20 protein-coding genes and 1 pseudogene are annotated in these 19,940 nt (G+C 39.7%); 12 read left to right on the top strand and 9 right to left on the bottom strand.

What is annotated here, in order from left to right; all coding sequences use genetic code 11:
• The 3 genes and pseudogenes from QZT73_RS01060 to QZT73_RS01050 form a co-directional block, all read right to left on the bottom strand.
• Positions 1-148 (bottom strand): annotated as a pseudogene (locus QZT73_RS01060) (MFS transporter); the annotation flags it as partial.
• A gap of 3 nt (positions 149-151) precedes the next feature.
• Positions 152-820: a class I SAM-dependent methyltransferase gene (locus QZT73_RS01055; protein WP_291786182.1), complete on the bottom strand. Its 669-nt coding sequence runs from the start codon at positions 818-820 to the stop codon at positions 152-154.
• Positions 821-888: 68 nt separating this feature from the next.
• On the bottom strand, positions 889-1,464 hold the full coding sequence (locus tag QZT73_RS01050; protein ID WP_291786181.1) for a Crp/Fnr family transcriptional regulator: 576 nt from the start codon (positions 1,462-1,464) through the stop codon (positions 889-891).
• Between the two features lie 83 nt (positions 1,465-1,547).
• Here QZT73_RS01050 and QZT73_RS01045 point away from each other — a divergent pair, with 83 nt between their 5' ends.
• From QZT73_RS01045 to rpiB, 6 genes are all read left to right on the top strand, one after another.
• Positions 1,548-2,144 (top strand): VTT domain-containing protein, encoded by a 597-nt coding sequence (locus QZT73_RS01045; protein WP_291786180.1) that lies wholly within the window; start codon positions 1,548-1,550, stop codon positions 2,142-2,144.
• Positions 2,145-2,196: 52 nt separating this feature from the next.
• Positions 2,197-5,013: an excinuclease ABC subunit UvrA gene (gene uvrA / locus QZT73_RS01040; protein ID WP_291786179.1), complete on the top strand. Its 2,817-nt coding sequence runs from the start codon at positions 2,197-2,199 to the stop codon at positions 5,011-5,013.
• Between the two features lies 1 nt (position 5,014).
• Positions 5,015-5,617, top strand: coding sequence for a trimeric intracellular cation channel family protein (locus QZT73_RS01035; RefSeq protein ID WP_291783752.1), 603 nt, complete (start codon positions 5,015-5,017; stop codon positions 5,615-5,617).
• Between the two features lie 86 nt (positions 5,618-5,703).
• Positions 5,704-6,972 carry a serine hydroxymethyltransferase gene (gene glyA / locus QZT73_RS01030; RefSeq protein WP_291783754.1) on the top strand — a complete coding sequence of 423 codons (1,269 nt, stop codon included), beginning with the start codon at positions 5,704-5,706 and terminating at the stop codon, positions 6,970-6,972.
• Positions 6,973-6,989: 17 nt separating this feature from the next.
• Positions 6,990-7,832, top strand: a complete 843-nt coding sequence (gene tatC / locus QZT73_RS01025) for a twin-arginine translocase subunit TatC (protein WP_291783756.1) — start codon at positions 6,990-6,992, stop codon at positions 7,830-7,832.
• Positions 7,833-7,842: 10 nt separating this feature from the next.
• Positions 7,843-8,280, top strand: coding sequence for a ribose 5-phosphate isomerase B (gene rpiB / locus QZT73_RS01020; protein WP_291783757.1), 438 nt, complete (start codon positions 7,843-7,845; stop codon positions 8,278-8,280).
• A 40-nt stretch (positions 8,281-8,320) separates the two neighbouring features.
• Here the strand turns inward: rpiB and QZT73_RS01015 are convergent, their stop codons facing one another.
• On the bottom strand, positions 8,321-9,718 hold the full coding sequence (locus QZT73_RS01015; RefSeq protein WP_291786178.1) for a hypothetical protein: 1,398 nt from the start codon (positions 9,716-9,718) through the stop codon (positions 8,321-8,323).
• Between the two features lie 95 nt (positions 9,719-9,813).
• On the opposite strand from QZT73_RS01015, the gene rbfA reads away from it, so the two are divergent.
• Together rbfA and QZT73_RS01005 are read left to right on the top strand one after the other, a co-directional pair.
• Positions 9,814-10,185 (top strand): 30S ribosome-binding factor RbfA, encoded by a 372-nt coding sequence (gene rbfA, locus QZT73_RS01010; protein ID WP_291786177.1) that lies wholly within the window; start codon positions 9,814-9,816, stop codon positions 10,183-10,185.
• A gap of 12 nt (positions 10,186-10,197) precedes the next feature.
• Positions 10,198-11,421 (top strand): FtsX-like permease family protein, encoded by a 1,224-nt coding sequence (locus tag QZT73_RS01005; RefSeq protein WP_291786174.1) that lies wholly within the window; start codon positions 10,198-10,200, stop codon positions 11,419-11,421.
• A 639-nt stretch (positions 11,422-12,060) separates the two neighbouring features.
• On the opposite strand, the gene QZT73_RS01000 is transcribed toward QZT73_RS01005, so the two are convergent.
• Positions 12,061-12,444 carry a DUF2784 domain-containing protein gene (locus QZT73_RS01000; RefSeq protein WP_291786172.1) on the bottom strand — a complete coding sequence of 128 codons (384 nt, stop codon included), beginning with the start codon at positions 12,442-12,444 and terminating at the stop codon, positions 12,061-12,063.
• 387 nt (positions 12,445-12,831) lie between these two features.
• Between QZT73_RS01000 and QZT73_RS00995 the strand changes: the two genes are divergently transcribed.
• From QZT73_RS00995 to QZT73_RS00980, 4 genes are all read left to right on the top strand, one after another.
• The gene (locus tag QZT73_RS00995; RefSeq protein WP_291784533.1) at positions 12,832-13,422 is read left to right on the top strand and encodes a hypothetical protein; all 591 of its coding nucleotides are present in this window, start codon (positions 12,832-12,834) and stop codon (positions 13,420-13,422) included.
• Positions 13,423-13,542: 120 nt separating this feature from the next.
• Positions 13,543-14,115: a TIGR00730 family Rossman fold protein gene (locus QZT73_RS00990; protein WP_291784531.1), complete on the top strand. Its 573-nt coding sequence runs from the start codon at positions 13,543-13,545 to the stop codon at positions 14,113-14,115.
• Positions 14,116-14,145: 30 nt separating this feature from the next.
• Positions 14,146-14,367, top strand: a complete 222-nt coding sequence (locus tag QZT73_RS00985; protein WP_291784529.1) for a VF530 family protein — start codon at positions 14,146-14,148, stop codon at positions 14,365-14,367.
• 367 nt (positions 14,368-14,734) lie between these two features.
• On the top strand, positions 14,735-16,522 hold the full coding sequence (locus tag QZT73_RS00980; protein ID WP_291784527.1) for a hypothetical protein: 1,788 nt from the start codon (positions 14,735-14,737) through the stop codon (positions 16,520-16,522).
• Between the two features lie 89 nt (positions 16,523-16,611).
• Here the strand turns inward: QZT73_RS00980 and QZT73_RS00975 are convergent, their stop codons facing one another.
• From QZT73_RS00975 to QZT73_RS00960, 4 genes are all read right to left on the bottom strand, one after another.
• Complete coding sequence (locus QZT73_RS00975; protein WP_291784525.1) at positions 16,612-17,100, bottom strand: GAF domain-containing protein; 489 nt, start codon at positions 17,098-17,100, stop codon at positions 16,612-16,614.
• Between the two features lie 3 nt (positions 17,101-17,103).
• Positions 17,104-18,135, bottom strand: coding sequence for a bifunctional diaminohydroxyphosphoribosylaminopyrimidine deaminase/5-amino-6-(5-phosphoribosylamino)uracil reductase RibD (ribD, locus tag QZT73_RS00970; RefSeq protein WP_291786170.1), 1,032 nt, complete (start codon positions 18,133-18,135; stop codon positions 17,104-17,106).
• Positions 18,135-18,947: a DUF4382 domain-containing protein gene (locus QZT73_RS00965; RefSeq protein WP_291784521.1), complete on the bottom strand. Its 813-nt coding sequence runs from the start codon at positions 18,945-18,947 to the stop codon at positions 18,135-18,137. The genes ribD and QZT73_RS00965 overlap by 1 nt, the downstream gene beginning before the upstream one ends.
• Before the next feature lie 88 nt (positions 18,948-19,035).
• Positions 19,036-19,875, bottom strand: coding sequence for a DUF4382 domain-containing protein (locus QZT73_RS00960; protein ID WP_291784519.1), 840 nt, complete (start codon positions 19,873-19,875; stop codon positions 19,036-19,038).
• Between the last annotated feature and the right edge of the window lie 65 nt (positions 19,876-19,940).

Below are 19,940 nucleotides of genomic sequence, written 5' to 3'. Positions count from 1 at the left end.
TTTTGGCGGCGATGGCAAATTCCACTTCGGCAATTTGGGGCAGAATACTTCGCTCCAATCCTACCATCCCTCCCACAAATGCGTTGATAATGACCAAAAGGGTAAACTGTTGCCAGTTTTCCTTCAGGCCTAGTTGAACCTTTTCCATATCTTATTTTTTTGCTTGGATGACAACAAAACTCCCCTTCCCAAAACCCGAAATGGGTTTTTCAGGGATTTCCTCAGTAGAGAACAAGGTTTGGCAGTATTTGAAACCTGAAAAACCTGCTGTTGACAGAAGTTCACTGCTTTCCTCTGTACTGTGAAAATGGGCATTTTTGTACCAGTGATTATTTGCCTTTTCTTGCGCGTACCGTCGCCCCAATGGGCTGTTTTTATCGATCAAACCGATGACCAATTGGCCATTTTTCTTCAAAACCCGATAGGCTTCCGCAAAAGCCTTTGAGAGGTCATCCAAAAAACAAAGGGTAGTTACCATCAGCAAAAAATCAAAGCTTTGGTCTTCATATGGCAAAGCTTCGGCTACGCCCTCCTTTACTTGTATTCCCCTCTGTGCTGCAATTTTCGCCATGGCTTTGGCAGGCTCGAGGCCTTCCTTGACACCAAGGGCAAGGGCAAACCTGCCAGTGCCCACACCGATTTCCAAGCCCTTACCTTCATTAGGCAACAACATTCTTATGGCTTGCAACTCATTTTCAAAAAGAATCGGATGTTTGTCAAACCAGCTGTCATAACCCATTGCATCTTCCTCGAAAATATTTTTCCCCGCTTTTATCCAGACATCAAGGGTTTCTGCAGCAATTAAATGGGATTTTTGCATCACTTTTGTTTAATTTTATACAAAGATCCCGTGCATTTGCCGCTTTTCCTTTATCATTTGTTAAAAAATCAAATTTGTGCGCGGATTCTGCTGAGACTGACTTGGGTAATTCCTAAGTAGGAAGCAATATGTTTGAGCGGTACCCGCTGCAAAAGATTTGGGGAGGTGCTCAATAAATCCTTGTAGCGTTCTTCCGCTGTATGAAATTGAAGGCTTTCTATTCTATTGATTGTTTCTACATAGGCTGATTCAAAAATTCTCCTGAAAAGCCGTTCAATATCGTGGTGTTGATCATAAAGATTAAACAATTCGGGAGAGGGGATTCCAATCAAGATACTATCTTCAAGAAGTTGTATGCCTTTTTTACTTGGATTTCCGGTAAAAAGACTTTCCACCCTGGCAATAAGAGAATTTTCAAAGGCAAAGGATTCGGTAATGTCATTTCCGTCTTTGTAATAGTAGGTTCGGGCAAGCCCCTTTTCTACATAGTATATGGTTTTACAGGTATGGCCAATGGACTGCAGATCCTTTCCTTTTGGCATGGCTAACTCAAAGCATATCTTTCTTAAGGCTTCTTTGGATTTGGCAGAAATTGGATGAATGCCATCAAAAAATTTGAAAAGTCCGGTATGTTCTTCCATCATTTATAAGAATAAATTACTGAATTAAGGTTTAGATTCTAAGATCAGCATTTATTTTTACATCTGAGCCAAACACTTGATAACAATTGGGAAATTCAATACACAAAAAGCCATTAATTGGAGAAAAAGGCAGATTCCTTATCAGAAATATCCTGAGAGGGTTTTTATACTTGGGTATTTTGGTTGCTTTGTTTTTTTTGATCCGAAATGCATTGGCTGAAGAGGAGCGTATGGAATGGTTTGGCACCATATACAATAATCCCTATTTGGTGATGTTGGCATTTGTAGGTTCTGAGATTTTATTTGGAATTATTCCACCGGAAGTTTTTATGCTCTGGTCTCTTGAGACAGGTTGGATCGGACCTTATTTTCCAAGCATTGGAATGCTATCCATTATCTCTTATACTGCGGGATATTTCAACTTCAATATAGGCAGAATTGTAAAAAATAAAAGCGGGCTCTTAAAATCTAGAAATAAATTTGTCCGCAAATACATGAAACTTTTTGAGCAATATGGTGCTTTTCTGATTATTGTAGCATCGGTTAGCCCACTCCCTTTTTCTGCTATCGCATTGCTTTCCGGAGCTGGAGGATTGGAAAGAAACACCTATTTGAAGTACAGTTTGCTCAGAATAGTGAGATTTTTTGTTTACGCTTACATTTTATGGCTCGTTCAGCGCTAATGTTTCCAACAAAGTTACCAATTGAAAGGTTGAATTGGTAACTTTGCCGTTTATGAGTCTGAGCCAAATAACAATTACCAATTCCATAGATTCCCTTGATCCCAAGGAGTATATAATTATCAAGAATGCCAGGGTAAATAACCTTAAAAGTGTCAGCGTAGCCATACCAAGGAACAAGCTGGTGGTAATCACAGGGCTCTCAGGTTCTGGTAAATCATCTCTGGCATTTGATACCCTTTTTGCAGAAGGGCAAAGGATGTATGTAGAGAGTTTGAGCTCCTATGCAAGACAGTTTTTAGGTAGGATGGAAAAACCGGACGTGGAGTATATCAAAGGTGTTTCCCCTGCTATTGCTATTCAGCAAAAGGTCACTACCAAAAACCCAAGGTCCACTGTAGGTACTACAACAGAGATTTATGATTACCTGAAATTACTTTTTAGCAGAATAGGTAAAACCATATCTCCTGTGAGCGGAGATGAGGTCAAACACCATACGGTGACCGACGTGGTGGATTTTATACATGGCTTTGAGGAAGGCGAAAAGGTGATGATTTCCTGTCCCTTACACTTGTTGAAGGGCAGGACCATGCATCAGGAATTAGAACTTTTGCTTCAGAAAGGTTTTACCCGCGTTTTGGTAAATGGTGAAGCATATTTCGTAGAGGATCTGATCGGTGCCGCTGAGGTGCCTAATGGTGATTATGAAATTCTGATCGACAGGGTGAGTATTCAGGAGAAAGATGAGGACAATCAATTTAGAATAGCGGACTCTGTGCAAACAGCTTTTTTTGAAGGGCATGGAGAATGTAAAGTGCTGATTCCCGGAAAAGACAAGAGAACCTTTTCAGACAGGTTTGAATTGGACGGGTTGAGTTTTGAATTGCCTTCGGTCAATTTTTTCAGTTTTAACAACCCCTATGGTGCCTGCAAAACCTGTGAGGGCTTTGGTTCTGTTTTGGGGATAGATCCGGATTTGGTTATTCCTGATAAAAGTCTTTCAGTCTATGAAGGGGCCATAGCCCCTTGGAGGGGTGAATCTACCAGAAAATGGCTTGAGCCTTTAGTAAAAAAAGGAATTTACTTTGATTTTCCCATTCACAGGGCCTATGAAGACCTTTCTGAAGCAGAAAAAGACCTGCTTTGGAAGGGGAATACGCATTTTAAAGGACTTAACGATTTTTTCAAAGACCTTGAGTCCAAAACGCATAAAATCCAATATAGGGTAATGCTATCCCGGTTTAGGGGAAGGACCACTTGCCCAGACTGCAAAGGTACCCGGCTTAGGAAAGATGCCTCTTATGTCAAAATTGACGGAAAATCTATCATAGATATCGTCCTGATGCCCATAGATAAGGCTTTTGGTTATTTCCAGCATTTGGAATTGAATGATTCCGAAAAGAAAGTTGCCAGTCGCTTATTGAAGGAAATCATCAACCGGCTGGAATATATTGACAAGGTAGGACTAGGCTACCTTACCTTGAATAGGTTGACTTCCTCACTTTCCGGAGGAGAGCATCAAAGGATAAAATTGGCCACTTCTTTGGGGTCTGCATTGGTAGGGTCTATGTATATTCTGGATGAACCTAGTATTGGTTTGCATCCAAGGGACAGCGACAGGCTGATAGAGGTTTTGAAATCTCTCCGTGACTTGGGCAATACGGTCATTGTCGTGGAACATGAGGAAAAAATCATGAAGGCTGCTGACCAGATTATTGATATTGGTCCTGATGCTGGAGTATTGGGAGGTGAGCTTGTTTTTCAGGGGAATCTAGAGGAACTTCTCATTGGAGGAAAGAGCCATACCGCCCGTTATCTTAAGGGCGAGGAAAAAATCTATGATAAGTTAAGGAATAGAAAATGGAAAAATAGCTTTACAGTAAAGGGAGCTAAAGAAAACAACCTCAAGAACCTCAGTGTTGAATTTCCACTGCATACACTTACCGTGGTCACAGGTGTGAGTGGTTCTGGAAAATCCACCTTGATCAAAAAGGTGCTTTATCCTGCCTTGGGAAAGATGATGGGGACCGTTATTGATGAAACAGGGAAATTCGATAAGTTGGAGGGGGATTTTAAAAAGATTACCCAGGTTGAGTTTGTAGATCAAAATCCGATTGGAAAATCTTCCCGATCCAATCCGGTGACTTATGTTAAGGCATATGATGCCATCAGGGCCCTTTACTCTGATCAGCCGTTGGCCAAGCAAAGGGGGTATAAACCTGCGTTTTTTAGTTTCAATGTAGATGGAGGAAGATGTGAAGCTTGTCATGGAGAAGGTACAGTGACTGTAGAAATGCAGTTTATGGCCGACATTCATCTCACCTGTGAATCCTGTAAAGGGAAGCGCTTTAAAAATGAAATTTTGGATGTAAAATACAGGGAGAAGGACATTTCTGATGTGCTGGGGATGACTATTGATGAAGCCATGGAATTTTTCAAGGGCAAAGCACAAATCATCAACAAGCTGCAGCCTTTACAGGAAGTTGGTTTGGGATATATTGGTATGGGGCAGTCTTCTAACACCCTTTCAGGTGGCGAGGCGCAGCGCGTTAAGTTGGCATCTTTTTTGGGTAAAGGTGGTGCCAAACCGAGTGATCATATTCTTTTTATCTTTGATGAGCCAACTACGGGGCTTCACTTTCATGATATTAGAAAATTGCTTCATTCTATCAACGCCCTAATCGAGCAGGGTCATTCTGTAATCATAATTGAGCACAATACAGAAGTGATCAAAGCAGCGGATTGGGTAATAGACCTTGGTCCTGAGGGTGGGGACAAAGGAGGTTATGTTACGTTTACAGGACCCCCCGAAGAATTGATGGAGGAGGAGGGCAATTATACAGCCAAGTACTTGAGAGAGAGTTTTCAGTAATATGGATTTACAATATCCTTTAGAACTTGCAGGAACCTTCGTTTTTGCCATTTCCGGTGCATTGGCAGTAAGAGACAAGGAGCATGACTTATTCGGAGCTGGATTTACAGGATTCATTACAGCCATAGGAGGGGGTACATTGAGGGATGTGCTATTAGGGTCCTATCCCTTGGTATGGATCGGGGATGTGTATTTTTTATACGCCATCTTTATTGGCGTATTAGCGGCTTTTATCTTTCCCAAATTCCTTCTCAAACTCCGTAAGACTATGTTTTTATTTGATACACTCGGTATCGGATTTTTCACGGTATTGGGAGTGGAAAAAGCTTTGAGCCTGGGATTCAGACCGGAAATTGCAGCGATCATGGGTATGTTTACAGCCGTGATGGGAGGAGTTATCAGGGATACTTTGGTCAACGAAATCCCGATACTATTTCGAAAAGAAATTTATGCCTCGGCCTGCCTCAGCGGTGCGATTCTTTATCTGGTTTTACATTACCTGGGTCTGGAACGGGATTATAACCTTTTGGTTTCTATTTCAGTTGTCATTTCCATACGGCTGATTGCCGTAAAGTATAAGCTGAGTTTGCCCAGATTGGATTAATTGTAAAAAGGCAGATTTCCATTTGTTAATCGATTGGATAATCCATTGAATCAAACTATTTTTGGGCACGAAATAGAAATTCCCCCATGAAAAGAGACCAAGTCATTTTTGACCTAATATCCAAAGAAGAAAACAGACAGCGGACAGGCATCGAATTAATTGCTTCAGAAAATTTCACTTCAATGCAGGTGATGGAAGCAGCAGGTTCGGTGTTGACCAATAAATATGCGGAAGGACTTCCTAATAAAAGGTATTACGGAGGTTGTGAAGTAGTGGATCAAATTGAGCAACTGGCAATTGACAGGGTTAAGGAGCTTTTCGGAGCCAGCTGGGCTAATGTTCAGCCCCATTCCGGTGCCCAGGCCAATGCTGCAGTGTTTCTTGCATGTCTGAATGCAGGTGATGCTATTTTGGGTTTTGACCTTGCCCATGGTGGGCATCTTACCCATGGTTCACCTGTCAATTTTTCAGGGAAACTGTATAAGCCCAATTTTTATGGTGTAGAGGAAGATACGGGAGTGATAGACTATGATAAGGTAGAGGCCAAAGCTTTGGAGGTGAAACCTAAATTATTGATCTGTGGGGCTTCTGCCTATAGCCGTGATTGGGATTATGAAAGGTTGAGAGATATTGCTGATCAGGTAGGGGCGATTCTTTTGGCAGACATTTCCCACCCATCAGGATTGATAGCAAGGGGACTTTTGAATGATCCATTGGAATACTGTCATATAGTGACTACCACCACGCATAAGACACTTAGAGGACCAAGGGGAGGATTAATCTTGATGAGGGAGGACTTTGACAATCCATTTGGAGTGAAAACGCCAAAGGGTGAGTTGAGAAAAATGTCCTCTCTTTTGGATTCAGGTGTTTTTCCAGGAACCCAGGGAGGTCCTTTGGAACATATTATTGCGGCCAAAGCAGTAGCATTTCAGGAAGCCCTTTCCGATGAATATATGGAATATGTAGTCCAGGTGAAAAAGAACGCTGCAGTCATGGCAGATGAATTTGTTAGCCTTGGCTATCAGTTAATTTCGGGAGGAACAGATAACCACCTGATGTTGATCGATCTAAGGAATAAAGACCTGACAGGTAAACTTGCTGAAGAAACCTTGGGTAAGGTAGATATTACCATCAATAAAAACATGGTTCCATTTGATACCAGATCACCTTTTGTTACTTCAGGTATGAGAGTAGGTACTGCAGCGGTGACTACAAGGGGCTTGAAAGAAGCAGACATGAAACGTATAGTGTCCTTAATTGACAGGGCATTGCAGCATCATGATAAGGAGTCAGATCTGGCTCAGATAAAAAAAGAAGTAAATGATTGGATGGTTCAGTTTCCATTATACTAAAATAATTTCCCAAAAGCGTGGCCTTAGATCAGTATAGAGAAGAAGAGGAAGAAGAGGGCATGTCCTTTTTGGACCACCTGGAGCAGTTGCGTTGGCACCTGCTACGCTCGGTTGCTGCTGTTTTAATATTTACAGTTGCAGCATTCCTAGCCAAAAGCATTGTGTTTGGAAAGGTTATTTTGGGCCCTTCCAGGGTAGATTTTATCACCTATCAAATGCTTTGTAGAATTGCGGAGGCCCTTTCGACGCCTGTATTGTGCATAGATACCCTTCCATTTACCATTCAGAGCAGGCAAATGACAGGTCAGTTTTCTATGCACCTGACTTCTTCTGTTGTAGTTGGGCTGATTGTTTCTTTCCCTTATCTTTTTTGGGAGGTTTGGAAATTCATCAGTCCGGGACTTTATTCCAAAGAAAGACAAGCAGCAAGAGGGGCGGTGTTTTTTGTAAGCTTGCTTTTTTTTACAGGAGCTGCATTTGGATATTTTATTTTAGCGCCTTTATCCATCAATTTCCTTTCCAATTACCAATTGGATCCAAGTATTCTAAATGAATTTGACATAACCTCCTACGTTACCACCCTGACCATGTTGGTTTTGGCTTCAGCGATCATGTTTCAATTGCCGGTGGTAATTTATTTCCTATCAATGTCCGGCCTGGTTACAGCCGCCATGTTGAGGGCATACAGGAGGCATGCGATTGTGACCATTTTGATCCTAGCAGCCGTGATAACGCCACCTGATGTAATTAGTCAGATACTTATTGCCATGCCTATATTGGTTTTGTACGAAGCAGGAATTCAGATTGCCAAAAAACTTGAAAAGAAAAGGGCAAAACAGGAATTAGAAGAGAATTATTAAATTCCAAACTATGTCAAAAAAAATAGCAATTGGAGGAGATCATGCCGGTTTTGTTTTTAAAAAACAATTGATTTCCAAGTTGGAAAATTTAGGTTTTGAAGTGAAGGACTTTGGGCCTTTTTCAGATGAATCCGTAGATTATCCTGACTACGTACATCCGCTCTGTTCGGGGATTGAGATGGGTAAATTTGACCAAGGAATTATCATTTGTGGCAGTGGAAACGGCGTGGCCATTACAGCAAACAAGCATCAAGGGATAAGAGCAGCACTTTGTTGGAATGAAGACTTAGCAGTCTTGGCAAGAGAACATAATGATGCGAATGTAATTGCATTGCCTGCAAGATTTGTAGCCTATGAGCTGGCTGAAAAAATGGTGCTCAGTTTTTTAAATACAGATTTTGAAGGCGGTAGGCATCAGTCAAGGGTCAATAAAATAGCCTGCAGATAAGCTAAAAAAAATCATGCGAATGGCCTCGTCTAGGGGTGGCTTATTTTAAATGAAAGTATTGCCCCTCCTTCCGATAGGTTTCTTTTAATGTAGGGGCAAATTTCAGAAATCCTTCGAATATGCCCTCAGGATCCACTATCAATTCCGGCATTTCTGATCGTAAATTTTTATAAGCCAAGGCAATTTCTTTTGGTTTTTGGGATTGGGATAGTACATCCTTTGAGAGGTGAAAGTTAAGATAGGGAGTTACCTGTTTGGCATTTTTATAGTAAGCCAGATCATCTCCTAACACCAATACCTTCTTGCCCTTGGCTATCATATGCTTTTCTTTGGAATAGACTCCGTATGTATCCAGGCTATTTTGGGAAGTTTTCACCAAAAGCCAGCCATACCCGATCAAAGGGACCAAGGTAATGAATGAAATGCTCAATCCATTGGTGAGGGTTTTTTTCCTGAAAGCCAGGAATAACATGGAAATGAAATAGGCAAAAGGGGTGAGTAGTATTACAAACTGATAAGGTGCCCTTCTATTGGTCAAAAGGAAAGAAGCTGCTCCAAAAATAAAGAACAGTAACATCAACTGCAGCTGTTTTTGTTGGTTGACAGTCAAAGATTTGATCACCGATCCCAAAATAACCCCTAAAAATGAAAAAAGGATAGGAGCGGCGTAGAGTATGGCAGTATCCCTTAAACGCACGTGTACATAAATATCCATATTTCTTGATGTCAGGATGTATTTGGACAAAAAATCTGGAAAAGCATCCTGCCAAAAATAGTAAGTACTGCATATTAGGAATGGGAGGATATAGCCGGTGAGTGAGAGCAGGATTTGTTTGAAAGTAAAACCGCTGATTATGACCCCCATAAATAACATGTAGGGTAAAAAGAAGATCAAAGGGAAGTGAAAACATAATGCAATCCCAGCAAAAATGCCAGTTAGTAATACGGAATCATTGCCTTCTTTTTGCAGTACAGTTTGGGAAAAGAGTTGCCCCAATGAGAACAAAATGAAAGTACTTCCCATCAAGGCTGGAGAAAGACTCAATAAATCAAATGAAGCATGCACCAGAACCCCAGCCACAAATGCCGGAACATAGGTGCTTTCATCAAAAGATTTGTATCGATTGAAGAGTTGGTTGATGTAAATAATCTGAACAAAAAGAATAATTCCTGCGATTATTTTATGAGCAATAAGGCTTTTACCGAAAGCAATGTGCAATAACCAATAGGTAGCTGCGGCAAGTGGTCCTGTATCATCTAAAATATCTCTGTACATCAAATTGCCCTGAGCCATTTTTTCTCCTACAATCAGCCAGATCATTTCCGGCTGGGTAGTGGGAGGAGCAAGCACCGCCCAATAAATACTGCTAAGCAGTAGTATTATGCCCAATATGGCAAAAAGGCGTAAGGGGTCGTTTATTCTAAAAAAGCTTATCAAAGTAAGAAATTAAGGGCTATGTTGATATAAACAGAATGCACGAAATTAAAGGTTACGCATTTAATTCACTAAATTTGTCCCAATTAAAATAAGATATGGAAAGTAAAAGGCAACAAAAATATAATAAATTGATTCAAAAAGAGATCGGAGAAATTTTCCAAAAGGAAGCCAAGCATCTCCTGGGAAATTCTTTTGTTACAGTTTCCCGCGTAATGGTTAGTCCTGACCTTGGACTTGCCCGAATATATTTGAGTTTTCTATTAGAGAAAGACAAACCTGTTTTTGATAAAATCAACGATAAAAAAAGTGAGTTGAGAAAGCATTTGGGCAACAGGATTGGAAAGAGTGTGAGAATCATTCCAGAAATTGCCCTGTTTATAGATGATTCTGCTTCCTATGCGCAGCATATGGATAAGGTAATTTCTGATTTGGAAATTCCGGAAGCACCCGAACAAGATGAAGATTGATATAAAATTCCATTGAATCTTTCCTTTTTCATAGCATCCCGATATTTCCGGAGTAAAAAGAAACGGAATTTCATCACCGTCCTATCCAGGATTTCAATGATAGGAGTAGCGGTGGGAACCATGGCTTTGGTGGTGGTTTTGTCTGTTTTCAATGGACTGGAAGATTTGGTTCGCTCACTTTACGCCTCTTTTGATGCGGAACTGAAAGTGGAGGCAACTTTGGGTAAATCTTTTTCTGTAGATGAAGCCTGGCTTCGGTCTATTCAAGAGCTGGAAGGGGTGGAAGTCGTAACAGAGGTGATTGAAGACAATGCCCTTTTCAAATACAGGGATTTTCAGCATTTGGCTAGACTTAAGGGTGTTTCAGGAAATTATCTAGATCATGAAAGGTTTGGAAGGGGGTATGTATGGGGTGACTTGAGTCTTGGAACTGATTTACAGCCAAAAGCAATCGTAGGTAGAGGGGTTGGATTTTTTCTTTCTATGGATTTGGATAATGAATTCGAAATGCTGCAAGTCTTTTATCCAAAAGCGCCAAGATCTGCGGGAACGATTGATCCTTCCCAAATGTATAATAGCAATGTTCTCCGGCCCTCGGCATTTTTCAGTGTGGATAAAGAGTTTGATGACAATTATATTATCGCTCCTTTAGATTTTGTTTCCAAGCTCCTGAATTATGGGGAAAAAAGGACTTCTCTTGAAATAAAAGTAGCTGAAAACCATTCCATTCAGAAGGTAAAAAGAAAATTACGGGATCATTTGGGTGGTGAATTCAGTGTGAAAGACACAGATGAACAGCATGCCGGTTTACTTAGAACCATTAAAATTGAAAAGCTATTTGTTTTCATTACACTCAGTTTTATCCTTGCGGTAGCATCTTTCAACATCTTCTTTTCCTTATCCATGATGGCTATCGAAAAGAGAAGGGATACGGCAATTCTCCTGGCTATTGGGGCCAAGAAGGGCCTTATTAAAAGCATATATATCAAACAAGGGGCAATAATCGCTTTTACTGGAGCTGCAATAGGACTTATTTTAGGTTTTTTACTGGTATGGGCACAGGATACTTTTGGGATGGTTTCCTTGGGTATTGCTTCCTCAGTTATTGAAAATTATCCGGTAAAAATGGTTTGGACAGATTTTCTATGGACCAGTATGGCTGTAATAGCTATTACTTTTATCGCCGCATATAGGCCTGCATTGATAGCAGCAAGTGTTAAATCGAATGAGCTCTGAAATAAAAAAGCTGTGAAATACATTCTCACAGCTTTAGTCAATTAACAATAAACCCAAAATAACCAGCTGTAGGAGAAGGATTCGAACCTCCACGGGGCAGTTAGGCAAGAACACGAGCTCCATGTTCGCTTTATTCCGATATCCCCACCCCCGAGACAGGAGGGCTTGTCTGCCAGTTTCAACATCCTACAGGATAAAATTTTCAATGATTTCAGGCCGTGTGCCAGATCGGTATTATTTGGTGCTGTAGGAGAAGGACTCGAACCTCCACGGAGTAGTTAGGCAAGAACACGAGCTCCATGTTCGCTTTATCCCAATATCTCCACCCCCGAGACAGGAGGGCTTGTCTGCCAATTTCAACATCCTACAATGTTTTAAGACCTTTTGTCTTTATTGATGTATCAAAGTTAATAAAACATCTAATATGTTAAAATATTTTCAATAAAAATGATTAAAATTTACATAATAAATAATTTATAATAACTTTTTTGATTAAAATGAAAAATAATTCCCGAATCCTACCTTGGGATTGAAAATTTTATAACAACTTTTCGTATTTGGTTTTCAAAATGAATTGATATGGTAAAAAATAGGAGTCTTTTTTTAAACAAATTTGGCAAAACTATATTCGATATACCCTCAGACTTTGTTTTTTTTACCAAAATTTACCCATATAGACAATACTAGTGCCAATAAAGCCAAAGATAGGGTCAGGGTATCCACAGTTTTTGCTGAAATATGGATTTTCAGGATGCGTTGAAGTAAATAGCTTATGTAGGAATTCGGTAAATTTTCAAACCCTTTTTGGCGAAGGACCTCCCAATGCCAATCTGTAAGCGGACAGTAGCCCCACCCGTACCATATCCCCAGAACTACCCAGGAGGCAAAAGTGAGAGAAATGGTCCAAAGATGCCATACCCTCAAAGGCTTCCACACCCATGCGAATAGATTGAACAGAATCAATGCGGAATGAAATACCATAAAGAAGTAATCTGCTAAATCCAAGAATAAGGGATTTGTCATGTGCTTTAATTTGCTTGGAATGTGTTAACAATTTACAAATTCTTCAATAAAACCTTGTAAACTTCAATTTTAAAGGAATATCAGTAGGTAAATTGGGTCGAAAAACAAAATTTTAAATTCTAAAATCAAAAAAATACCTGAAATGAGAAGTAGTATATATAAATATATTTATAATTAAAATATATTTATTAATATATAAGGTATTTTCATCCTAAAAAATAGTAGATTTTTGGCTTTACAGTGAAACAAAATCTATATAAAAGGCATCTTTTTTGATTAATTTTTTGCTTAAATCAGGCAATTTGGGCATATTTATTGTTACTAGTCGGCATTAGAACTGATTCCAAAATATTTTAAGTAAGATAAGTACAAATTTACCTATAACCGATGAGAAAGAACTTGTTTACCGCCCTTTTTACATTTTTCTGTTTTTCAGGTTTTGTCTTTGCACAAGAACAAACCGGTTCATTAAACAGTGGTACCATCAACAGTCAGTTTGATTACCTCAACAGTATTTCTAACAATTACCAGGAATATAAAGTAGTCAAGAAAGCGCATCTTGAGAAGATTCGTCAAAATGTGACGGACTCTCTGAATGTGTTTAAAGATGACTTGGTGACATTAAAACAGGATCTTAAGTCGAGGCAGGCAGATATTGCTGGATTGAAGGAACAAATGGCGGCTTTAGAAGAGCAATTAGTCAGTGCAGAAGAAGCACGTGATAGTTTTACTTTTCTTGGATTACCTGTTCATAAAGCTGCCTATAATAGTTTTATGTGGACTTTAGTGGCCATTCTTTTGGGAGCATTTCTATTTTTCCTTTTCCAATATAGTCAAAGCCATAAGGTGATTTCCAAAGCCAGAAAGGATTTGGAAGAAACAAGAGAGGAGTTTGATCAGCATAGAAAAAACACTTTGGATAGGGAAAGAAAATTGAAAAGAGAATTGGTAGACGCCCTGAATCAAAAGACTGTTTAGTCTTTGCTATAAAGCTTCCATTGTAGAGTTTATTCTCAAGTTTTGACATGAAAGTCTAAAAATCTTGGGATGAGCTCTTTTTTTTTTAGGGCTGATCGTCAAACTTTTTTAAATTTAAGAATGAAAAAAATCACAGTTTATTGCGGCTCCAATAAGGGTAAAAACCCAGTTTACACAGAAGCAGCGCAGGCGCTTGCCAATGAAATGATTAAAAGAGACATGTCATTGGTATATGGTGCAGGAAATGTAGGTTTAATGGGGGTGCTTGCCGATGCTATGCTGAAAGCAGGAAAAAATGTGTATGGTATTATTCCCCAAAAACTTGTTGACATCGAAGTGGCACATCAGGGTTGTACTGAATTGACCGTGGTAGAGACCATGCGGGACCGCAAATGGTTGATGGCAGAAAGAGGAGATGGGTTTATTGCTATGCCAGGTGGGATTGGAACCTTTGAAGAATTGTTTGAGATTATGACCCTTAACCAATTGGCTTATATCCGTAAACCACTGGCGCTTTATAACGTGAATGGGTATTATGACAGTCTTTTAAAGTTTTTAAAGCATGCTGTACGTGAAGGATTCCTTCACCAAGCCCAACTGGATTTACTTGTTGTAGAAGATAACCCAACTGAAATTCTTGAAAAAATGACTGCTTTTGAGCCAACATATATTGAAAAATGGGAGGTAAAATGATTTCTTTTTTATTATTGAATACTTAAGTAAATGAAGCAGCTCAATAACCCTTTGCATGGTGTCCGTTTGGTAGATGTTTTGGAATATCTGGCCGATTATTATGGTTGGGAGGAATTGGGGAACCGCATCCCAATCCGTTGCTTTCAATATGATCCTTCCATCAATTCAAGTCTCAAGTTTTTAAGAAAAACCGAATGGGCAAGGAAGAAGGTGGAAGATTTGTACGTCAGAACCATTCAGAAAGCAAAATAGCTTTAGCTTTAGCTCAAAATCAACATATTCAAGCTTTCAATTAGCGTTTCCATATACATCTTGGATTTGGGGTCAATATTCTCCAATTCCTTATTGTACTCATCTAGAACATAACAGACTTTTCCAGCTTTTATTTTGAGATCATAATTTCAAACCTTAATGCAGTGTTACCGCCTATTATTACCTGAGAAAAGCACATGAAGGGTATGGTTTACAAATTGGATGGGGCTTTTTTCCTAGTAGTGCCATATTTTTTTTAGAAAACCGAAAGTTTACTTTAGTATTCCTATATTTAATAAAATAAAATAGCTCGAAATTGTCTTTCATCGATAAAACCAGATTTTTTTTCCGTAAAATAAGACGGTTCATGTCTTCGGAAAGGTTTGCTTTGGCCCCAATTTGGATTCAGTTAATTGCCATTTTTATTACAAGTGCCATAGTAATATTTTCGCTCTCTCCTTTTTTAGGAGGGCTACCCAGAAGCTATAAAATTTTTGCAGACCCTGCCAATTTTGCAGATACCAAGGGTCCTGTCCAGTTTGTCGTAGGACTGGCACAGGTAATTATAGGGCTTGTCCTTTTCTCTTTTATAATTTCTGTTCTATCTGCGGCGCTGATCAAGTTGATCGAAAACATTAAAAGCGGCTCTCTTCCCTACAAAAAAAGTGGCCATATCCTTTTTGTAAATTACAATATCAAACTACTGATGATCTTGGACCAAATAAATATCATGGCCAGGGAAAAAGGGATATTGGAGGATGTGGTTTTACTTTTTCATGAACCTTCCAAAGTGCTTACGTTCCGGGCACAATTTGATCAAAGTCGCTGGAATAATCTGGATATTTGTATCCGGCAGGGTGATGTCATGTCTATTCGGACTTTTGATAGGCTTTCCATTCATCTTGCCAAGGCTTTGGTCCTCTTAAGTCCTGATGATTTTGATGATTCATTTGAATCAGACAATTTCAACCTTAAAATACTGACTAACCTGACCAATAATGTTCCATTTTTGAATCACTTAAAGGACAAGCAGGAAAAAGGAATCCCAATCAAATGTTCTATTGAACTTTCCAGTCACCAAGATGCCCGAAGAATTGCAATGGAACTGACCGGTTATAAGTCCGGATACCTTTTCGCAGTAATTACCCCCGGAGATGTCATTGGGAGTATCATTGCCAGGGCCAAAGTCGATCCTGTTTATTATAAGGTGTTTTTTGAGATTTTGTCATCCGATGGTTCGACCATTCATTTTATCAATCCCAAACAGCTAGGGGAAATAAGTAAGTTCGATCAACTAACTTTTGAACAGCTCCTTTTTAGCTTTAAGGGTGGGACTTTGATAGGTTTTTCCAAAGCCGATGTGCTCGGGAATTTCCAGATTCATCTCTGTCCATTCGGTGAGTCGTTTAGTCCAGGTTGTTGGTTTATATTTTTGACTGACAGTGTCAAGCATATTAAATATCAACGGATAAATACTCCCATTACTTTAGAGAAAAGGATGGATATTATTCCTCCAAATGAGGAAGTCAGTAAAAAAATCTGTGTTATCGGGGACACATGGAAAATGGACAACATAGAAGATTTTATTGATATGGAAAGTAGGAAGGTACTTCAGGAGTCGCAGTTTGTATTTGAAACCAAGGCGGATTATTTTTCGGAAGACCTATTGCAAAAGATCCAAGTAGGAAATTTTGATAACATCGTAGTCAATTTGGATAATGAGCTTGGGTTTAGGTTGACTATGCTGCTTGTAACTGCAAATAAGGGAGATTCTCAATTTTTGAAAAAAATCATTACTATTTTGGGTGATCCGGTAACGGAACAATTGCTTAATACCAATTTATTGGGTTGTAATACTGTCCTTTCCCATAAACTTTCTGCCAGATACATCGCGCAACTTGCTTTTCAGAAAAACTTAGAACAGATTTTTGTAGAATTGGCTTTCTCGAAAGGTTCTGAATTCAATTTGTTGGAAGTTGGTAAACATATTTCATCTGAGTTGTTAAAGGATGTGGAAGAGGTCAAAAAACTTTTGGCGGCCCATGAAATGATTTTTCTTGGCGCAGTTGACAGTGAGAAAAATATAGTATTGGAAGCTAGTAATTTTGAAGGAACCAAACAGGTCTTGGTTTTGAGCAAGGGAAGGATTACTTGAAAAAATTTGTGCATCACTTTTAAGTCAAAATTGGGCCTGCTGAAAAATCATATTCGCTTAAAATACGCGTTTGGCAACTGAAGGCAATTTTATGATTTTCCTTGCTTAGACAATATATTCATTAGCTTTTCGAGGAAAATTTTGTCATTTTGGTCAAAATCATCCAATTGATCGCTGTCCACATCAAGAACACACCACACTTTCCCATCGATTATTCCTGGAATGACAATTTCAGATTTTGAAGCAGAACTACATGCGATATGGCCTGGAAAAGCTTCTACATCAGGCACCAATTGGGTTTTTTCTTCTTTCCAAGCTGTTCCACAAACACCTTTTCCAAAAGTAATCCTTGTGCAGGCCAATGGACCCTGAAAAGGCCCCAATACCAATTCTTCCTCTTTGACCAAATAAAAACCAACCCAAAAAAAGTTGAAAGCCTCTTTTAATACTGCTGAGACATTGGCTAGGTTGGCATAAAGGTCTGTTTCTGAACTGATTAAGGCTTCAATTTGAGGCAAGATAGCTTTGTATTTTTCTGTTTTGGAAGCATTTTTGGGTAGGTAAATAGATTCTGCCATATTTTATGGGTTATTTGGTTTCCAGATGGAGAGCTTGTCTCCCATGATCATGGTATCTGAAATTAAAGCCCCCTTTATTTGCGGGGCAGGAATTCCTGATTTAAATTTCACATCACCTGTAAAAACACGGGCTTCATCCCAAAGTTCCTTTTCGATCAATTTATTGAGAATTTTGGCACCACCTTCTACAATGATGCTTTGGATTTTTCTTTGATACAGGTCTTCAAATACCTCCTCCAATTCAAAGCCTACTTTTAGCTTGACTTTTTCCAAATTGTGTGCTAATTGGTTTTTGATCTGATTATAACAAAGGGTGGCTTCACTTTTATCAAACAAATAGAGTCCTGGGCTCAGTCTCAGGTTCCTGTCAATTACCACCCTTAGGGGATGCTCACCCTGCCAGTTCCTTACATTCAGTTGTGGATTGTCGTACTGTGCTGTAAGCGTCCCTACCATAATGGCATCCTCTTCGGCTCTCCATTTATGGACCAGTTGCCTGCTATATGGATTGCTGATCCATTTGGAATCATAATTTTCCCGTGCAATAAAGCCATCTTTGGTCTCTGCCCATTTAAGGATAATATAGGGCCGCTTTTTTTCCATAAAGGTGAAAAAACGAATGTTTTGTTCGCGAACCTTGTCTTCAAGCAGGCCTGTTTCCACTTCAATTCCGGCATCCTTAAGAATCTGAATGCCTCTACCACCTACCAAGGGGTTGCTGTCTACTGCGCCAATGACTACTTTTTTGACTCCTTTTTCTGTCAATAAATTTGCACAGGGAGGCGTTTTGCCCCAATGGGCACAAGGTTCGAGGCTGACATAAACGGTAGATTCCTTTAACAATGTCTGGTCTTTGACCATATGGATCGCATTAGGCTCGGCATGAGGTCCACCATAGATTTCATGATAACCTTCCCCTATAATTAGATCCTCATGTACAATTACACAACCTACCATGGGGTTGGGACTTACTTTTCGCCGGCCTAGTTCTGCCAGTTCTATAGCCCGAAGCATGAATTTTTCCTGCTGATCCATTATTCTTCTATGAGTCTCAGGTTGATTGTCCCCAATTGGGTGATTTCCCGGATGTTTACACTGACACTGTCCAAGGTATCTGGAAGATAACTCTCGTTGAAGGGTAAGATCAATACCCGGTGAAGTTTGTTTTCTTCTAGACCCCGTATGGAAAAATTTCCTGATGGGGCTTGGGAACCGGTACTGCTTACCCATTCACCATTTTCATTAAACGTAAAGATGCCCACCCTTTGATTAGAAGGGCTAATTGAGCCATTGGCCCTGCCCTTTTCCAGAGACATAAAGGGTCGGATGTAGGCGCTCAGTTCGACTGTAGGCTCCAATCCAGGGGTAATAAGGAAGGATCGGAAAGGGTCAAAATCTAGGAAAATATCATGTGAAATACCACCAAATAAAGAGAAATTCACTGGGAAGCTGGGGTTAGCAACGTTTTCATTTGGAATTTGAAGTGGGAATCGTTGATTTCCCACTACCACAAAATTGTCTTCCCCAAGCCTTAGCGTAATTTCTGTGATCGAGTTTAAAGACAATTCACCCCTTCCTACCAAAAATTGGGCATTGGCTGTCAAGGCAGCGATATTAACCCTTTTGTCGACCTGTATATTGGGTAAAAAAATGGATTCCGTATTGTCTGTACCCCTACTCCCTAATGTTTTGATTTCAACGCCAAGAATTTCCAGCAAAATATCATCGAATTCTCCTCCTGAGCCAATAATAAAAACATTGACCAGGGCATTGTTTCTTTCTCCTTCGTCTGAGCAGGATAAAAAACACAGAAAAAAGGTTAAGAGGAATAAGTTGGCTCTTTTCACACCCAAATGTAAGGGTATTGGTATAATTAATCAAAAGAATAAAAAAGAGGCTGTCCATATTTATGAGACAGCCCCTTAATTTTAAATTTTAACCTTCTTCTTCTTCCTCTTCAGAAGCTTCATCTAAAGTAATAGGGTCAAATTTGGTCGTCTCCCCTACCGGAATGCTTATTTCTTCCAGCAATAAGCCTTCAAAATCTTCGCTGTTTGGTACAAACCAAAAATTGTAATTCCCTCCTTTTAATCCTCTTAGGATAAATAGACCATTATCATCTGTAAATGTGCCTACTGTATCCTGATCTAAAATAGCGGAGACGCTAACAGGACCGGCCTCAAGTGGAAGTACTGTTCCTTCTACGGTGGCCAATTCTTCAGCAACTACACGGAGTACAGGTTTTAGGATAAACAATCCTGAATTACCCGCCTTAACGATAGATTTTGAGGCATCAAAGTCTATGACTATATCGTAAGAAACACCCGCATCTAAAGGCTTATCTACCTTTAGCTTCAGGCCACTTTGCTGGGCACTGGGTGTCTTTAAATCACTTCTTACGCCATTTTGAATGATGTAATTGTCATCTCCAAGCATTAACCTGATCTGTGAAATAGCGCCCGCAGGGACCTCTACGCCTCCAAGGTGCTCCGAATTTCCACCCGTCAAGGCGAGCAAATTGATTTTTTGTTCCTCTTTTTTATAAGGAAGGTTGATCCAGGCACTTTCATTGGATTCATCATTTCCTTTGGTTAGAATCTGTACCCCCAGTACCTCTATCCAAACTTCATCATAGGAAGCTGGCGCATCGATTAAAAAAACATTAACCTTAGCATGTCCATCACTGATTCTTTCTTCTCTATTTTCCAGGTCACAGGAAGAAAATAACAAGACTGCGATGGCTGCCAGACTAAAGGACTTTATCAAACATTTCATAGCTTATTAAGTTGGTTCGGGAAATCTTACCCAAGCTTGGTGCCAGAATTAACTCCACCTTCTTT

This window comes from Cecembia sp., from assembly GCF_007126775.1.
Lineage (GTDB): Bacteria > Bacteroidota > Bacteroidia > Cytophagales > Cyclobacteriaceae > Cecembia.
Note: the sequence above shows the minus strand (reverse complement) of the source record. Positions and strands in the feature narration are given on the sequence as shown.

Bases quoted from the DNA above. Each gene is read 5' to 3' on its own strand.
- QZT73_RS01055 (WP_291786182.1), bottom strand. From the start codon at position 820: ATGCAAAAATCCCATTTAATTGCTGCAGAAACCCTTGATGTCTGGATA.
- QZT73_RS01050 (WP_291786181.1), bottom strand. From the start codon at position 1,464: ATGATGGAAGAACATACCGGACTTTTCAAATTTTTTGATGGCATTCAT.
- uvrA (WP_291786179.1), top strand. From the start codon at position 2,197: ATGAGTCTGAGCCAAATAACAATTACCAATTCCATAGATTCCCTTGAT.
- QZT73_RS01035 (WP_291783752.1), top strand. From the start codon at position 5,015: ATGGATTTACAATATCCTTTAGAACTTGCAGGAACCTTCGTTTTTGCC.
- glyA (WP_291783754.1), top strand. From the start codon at position 5,704: ATGAAAAGAGACCAAGTCATTTTTGACCTAATATCCAAAGAAGAAAAC.
- rpiB (WP_291783757.1), top strand. From the start codon at position 7,843: ATGTCAAAAAAAATAGCAATTGGAGGAGATCATGCCGGTTTTGTTTTT.
- rbfA (WP_291786177.1), top strand. From the start codon at position 9,814: ATGGAAAGTAAAAGGCAACAAAAATATAATAAATTGATTCAAAAAGAG.
- QZT73_RS01000 (WP_291786172.1), bottom strand. From the start codon at position 12,444: ATGACAAATCCCTTATTCTTGGATTTAGCAGATTACTTCTTTATGGTA.
- QZT73_RS00995 (WP_291784533.1), top strand. From the start codon at position 12,832: ATGAGAAAGAACTTGTTTACCGCCCTTTTTACATTTTTCTGTTTTTCA.
- QZT73_RS00990 (WP_291784531.1), top strand. From the start codon at position 13,543: ATGAAAAAAATCACAGTTTATTGCGGCTCCAATAAGGGTAAAAACCCA.
- QZT73_RS00985 (WP_291784529.1), top strand. From the start codon at position 14,146: ATGAAGCAGCTCAATAACCCTTTGCATGGTGTCCGTTTGGTAGATGTT.
- QZT73_RS00980 (WP_291784527.1), top strand. From the start codon at position 14,735: ATGTCTTCGGAAAGGTTTGCTTTGGCCCCAATTTGGATTCAGTTAATT.
- QZT73_RS00975 (WP_291784525.1), bottom strand. From the start codon at position 17,100: ATGGCAGAATCTATTTACCTACCCAAAAATGCTTCCAAAACAGAAAAA.
- ribD (WP_291786170.1), bottom strand. From the start codon at position 18,135: ATGGATCAGCAGGAAAAATTCATGCTTCGGGCTATAGAACTGGCAGAA.
- QZT73_RS00960 (WP_291784519.1), bottom strand. From the start codon at position 19,875: ATGAAATGTTTGATAAAGTCCTTTAGTCTGGCAGCCATCGCAGTCTTG.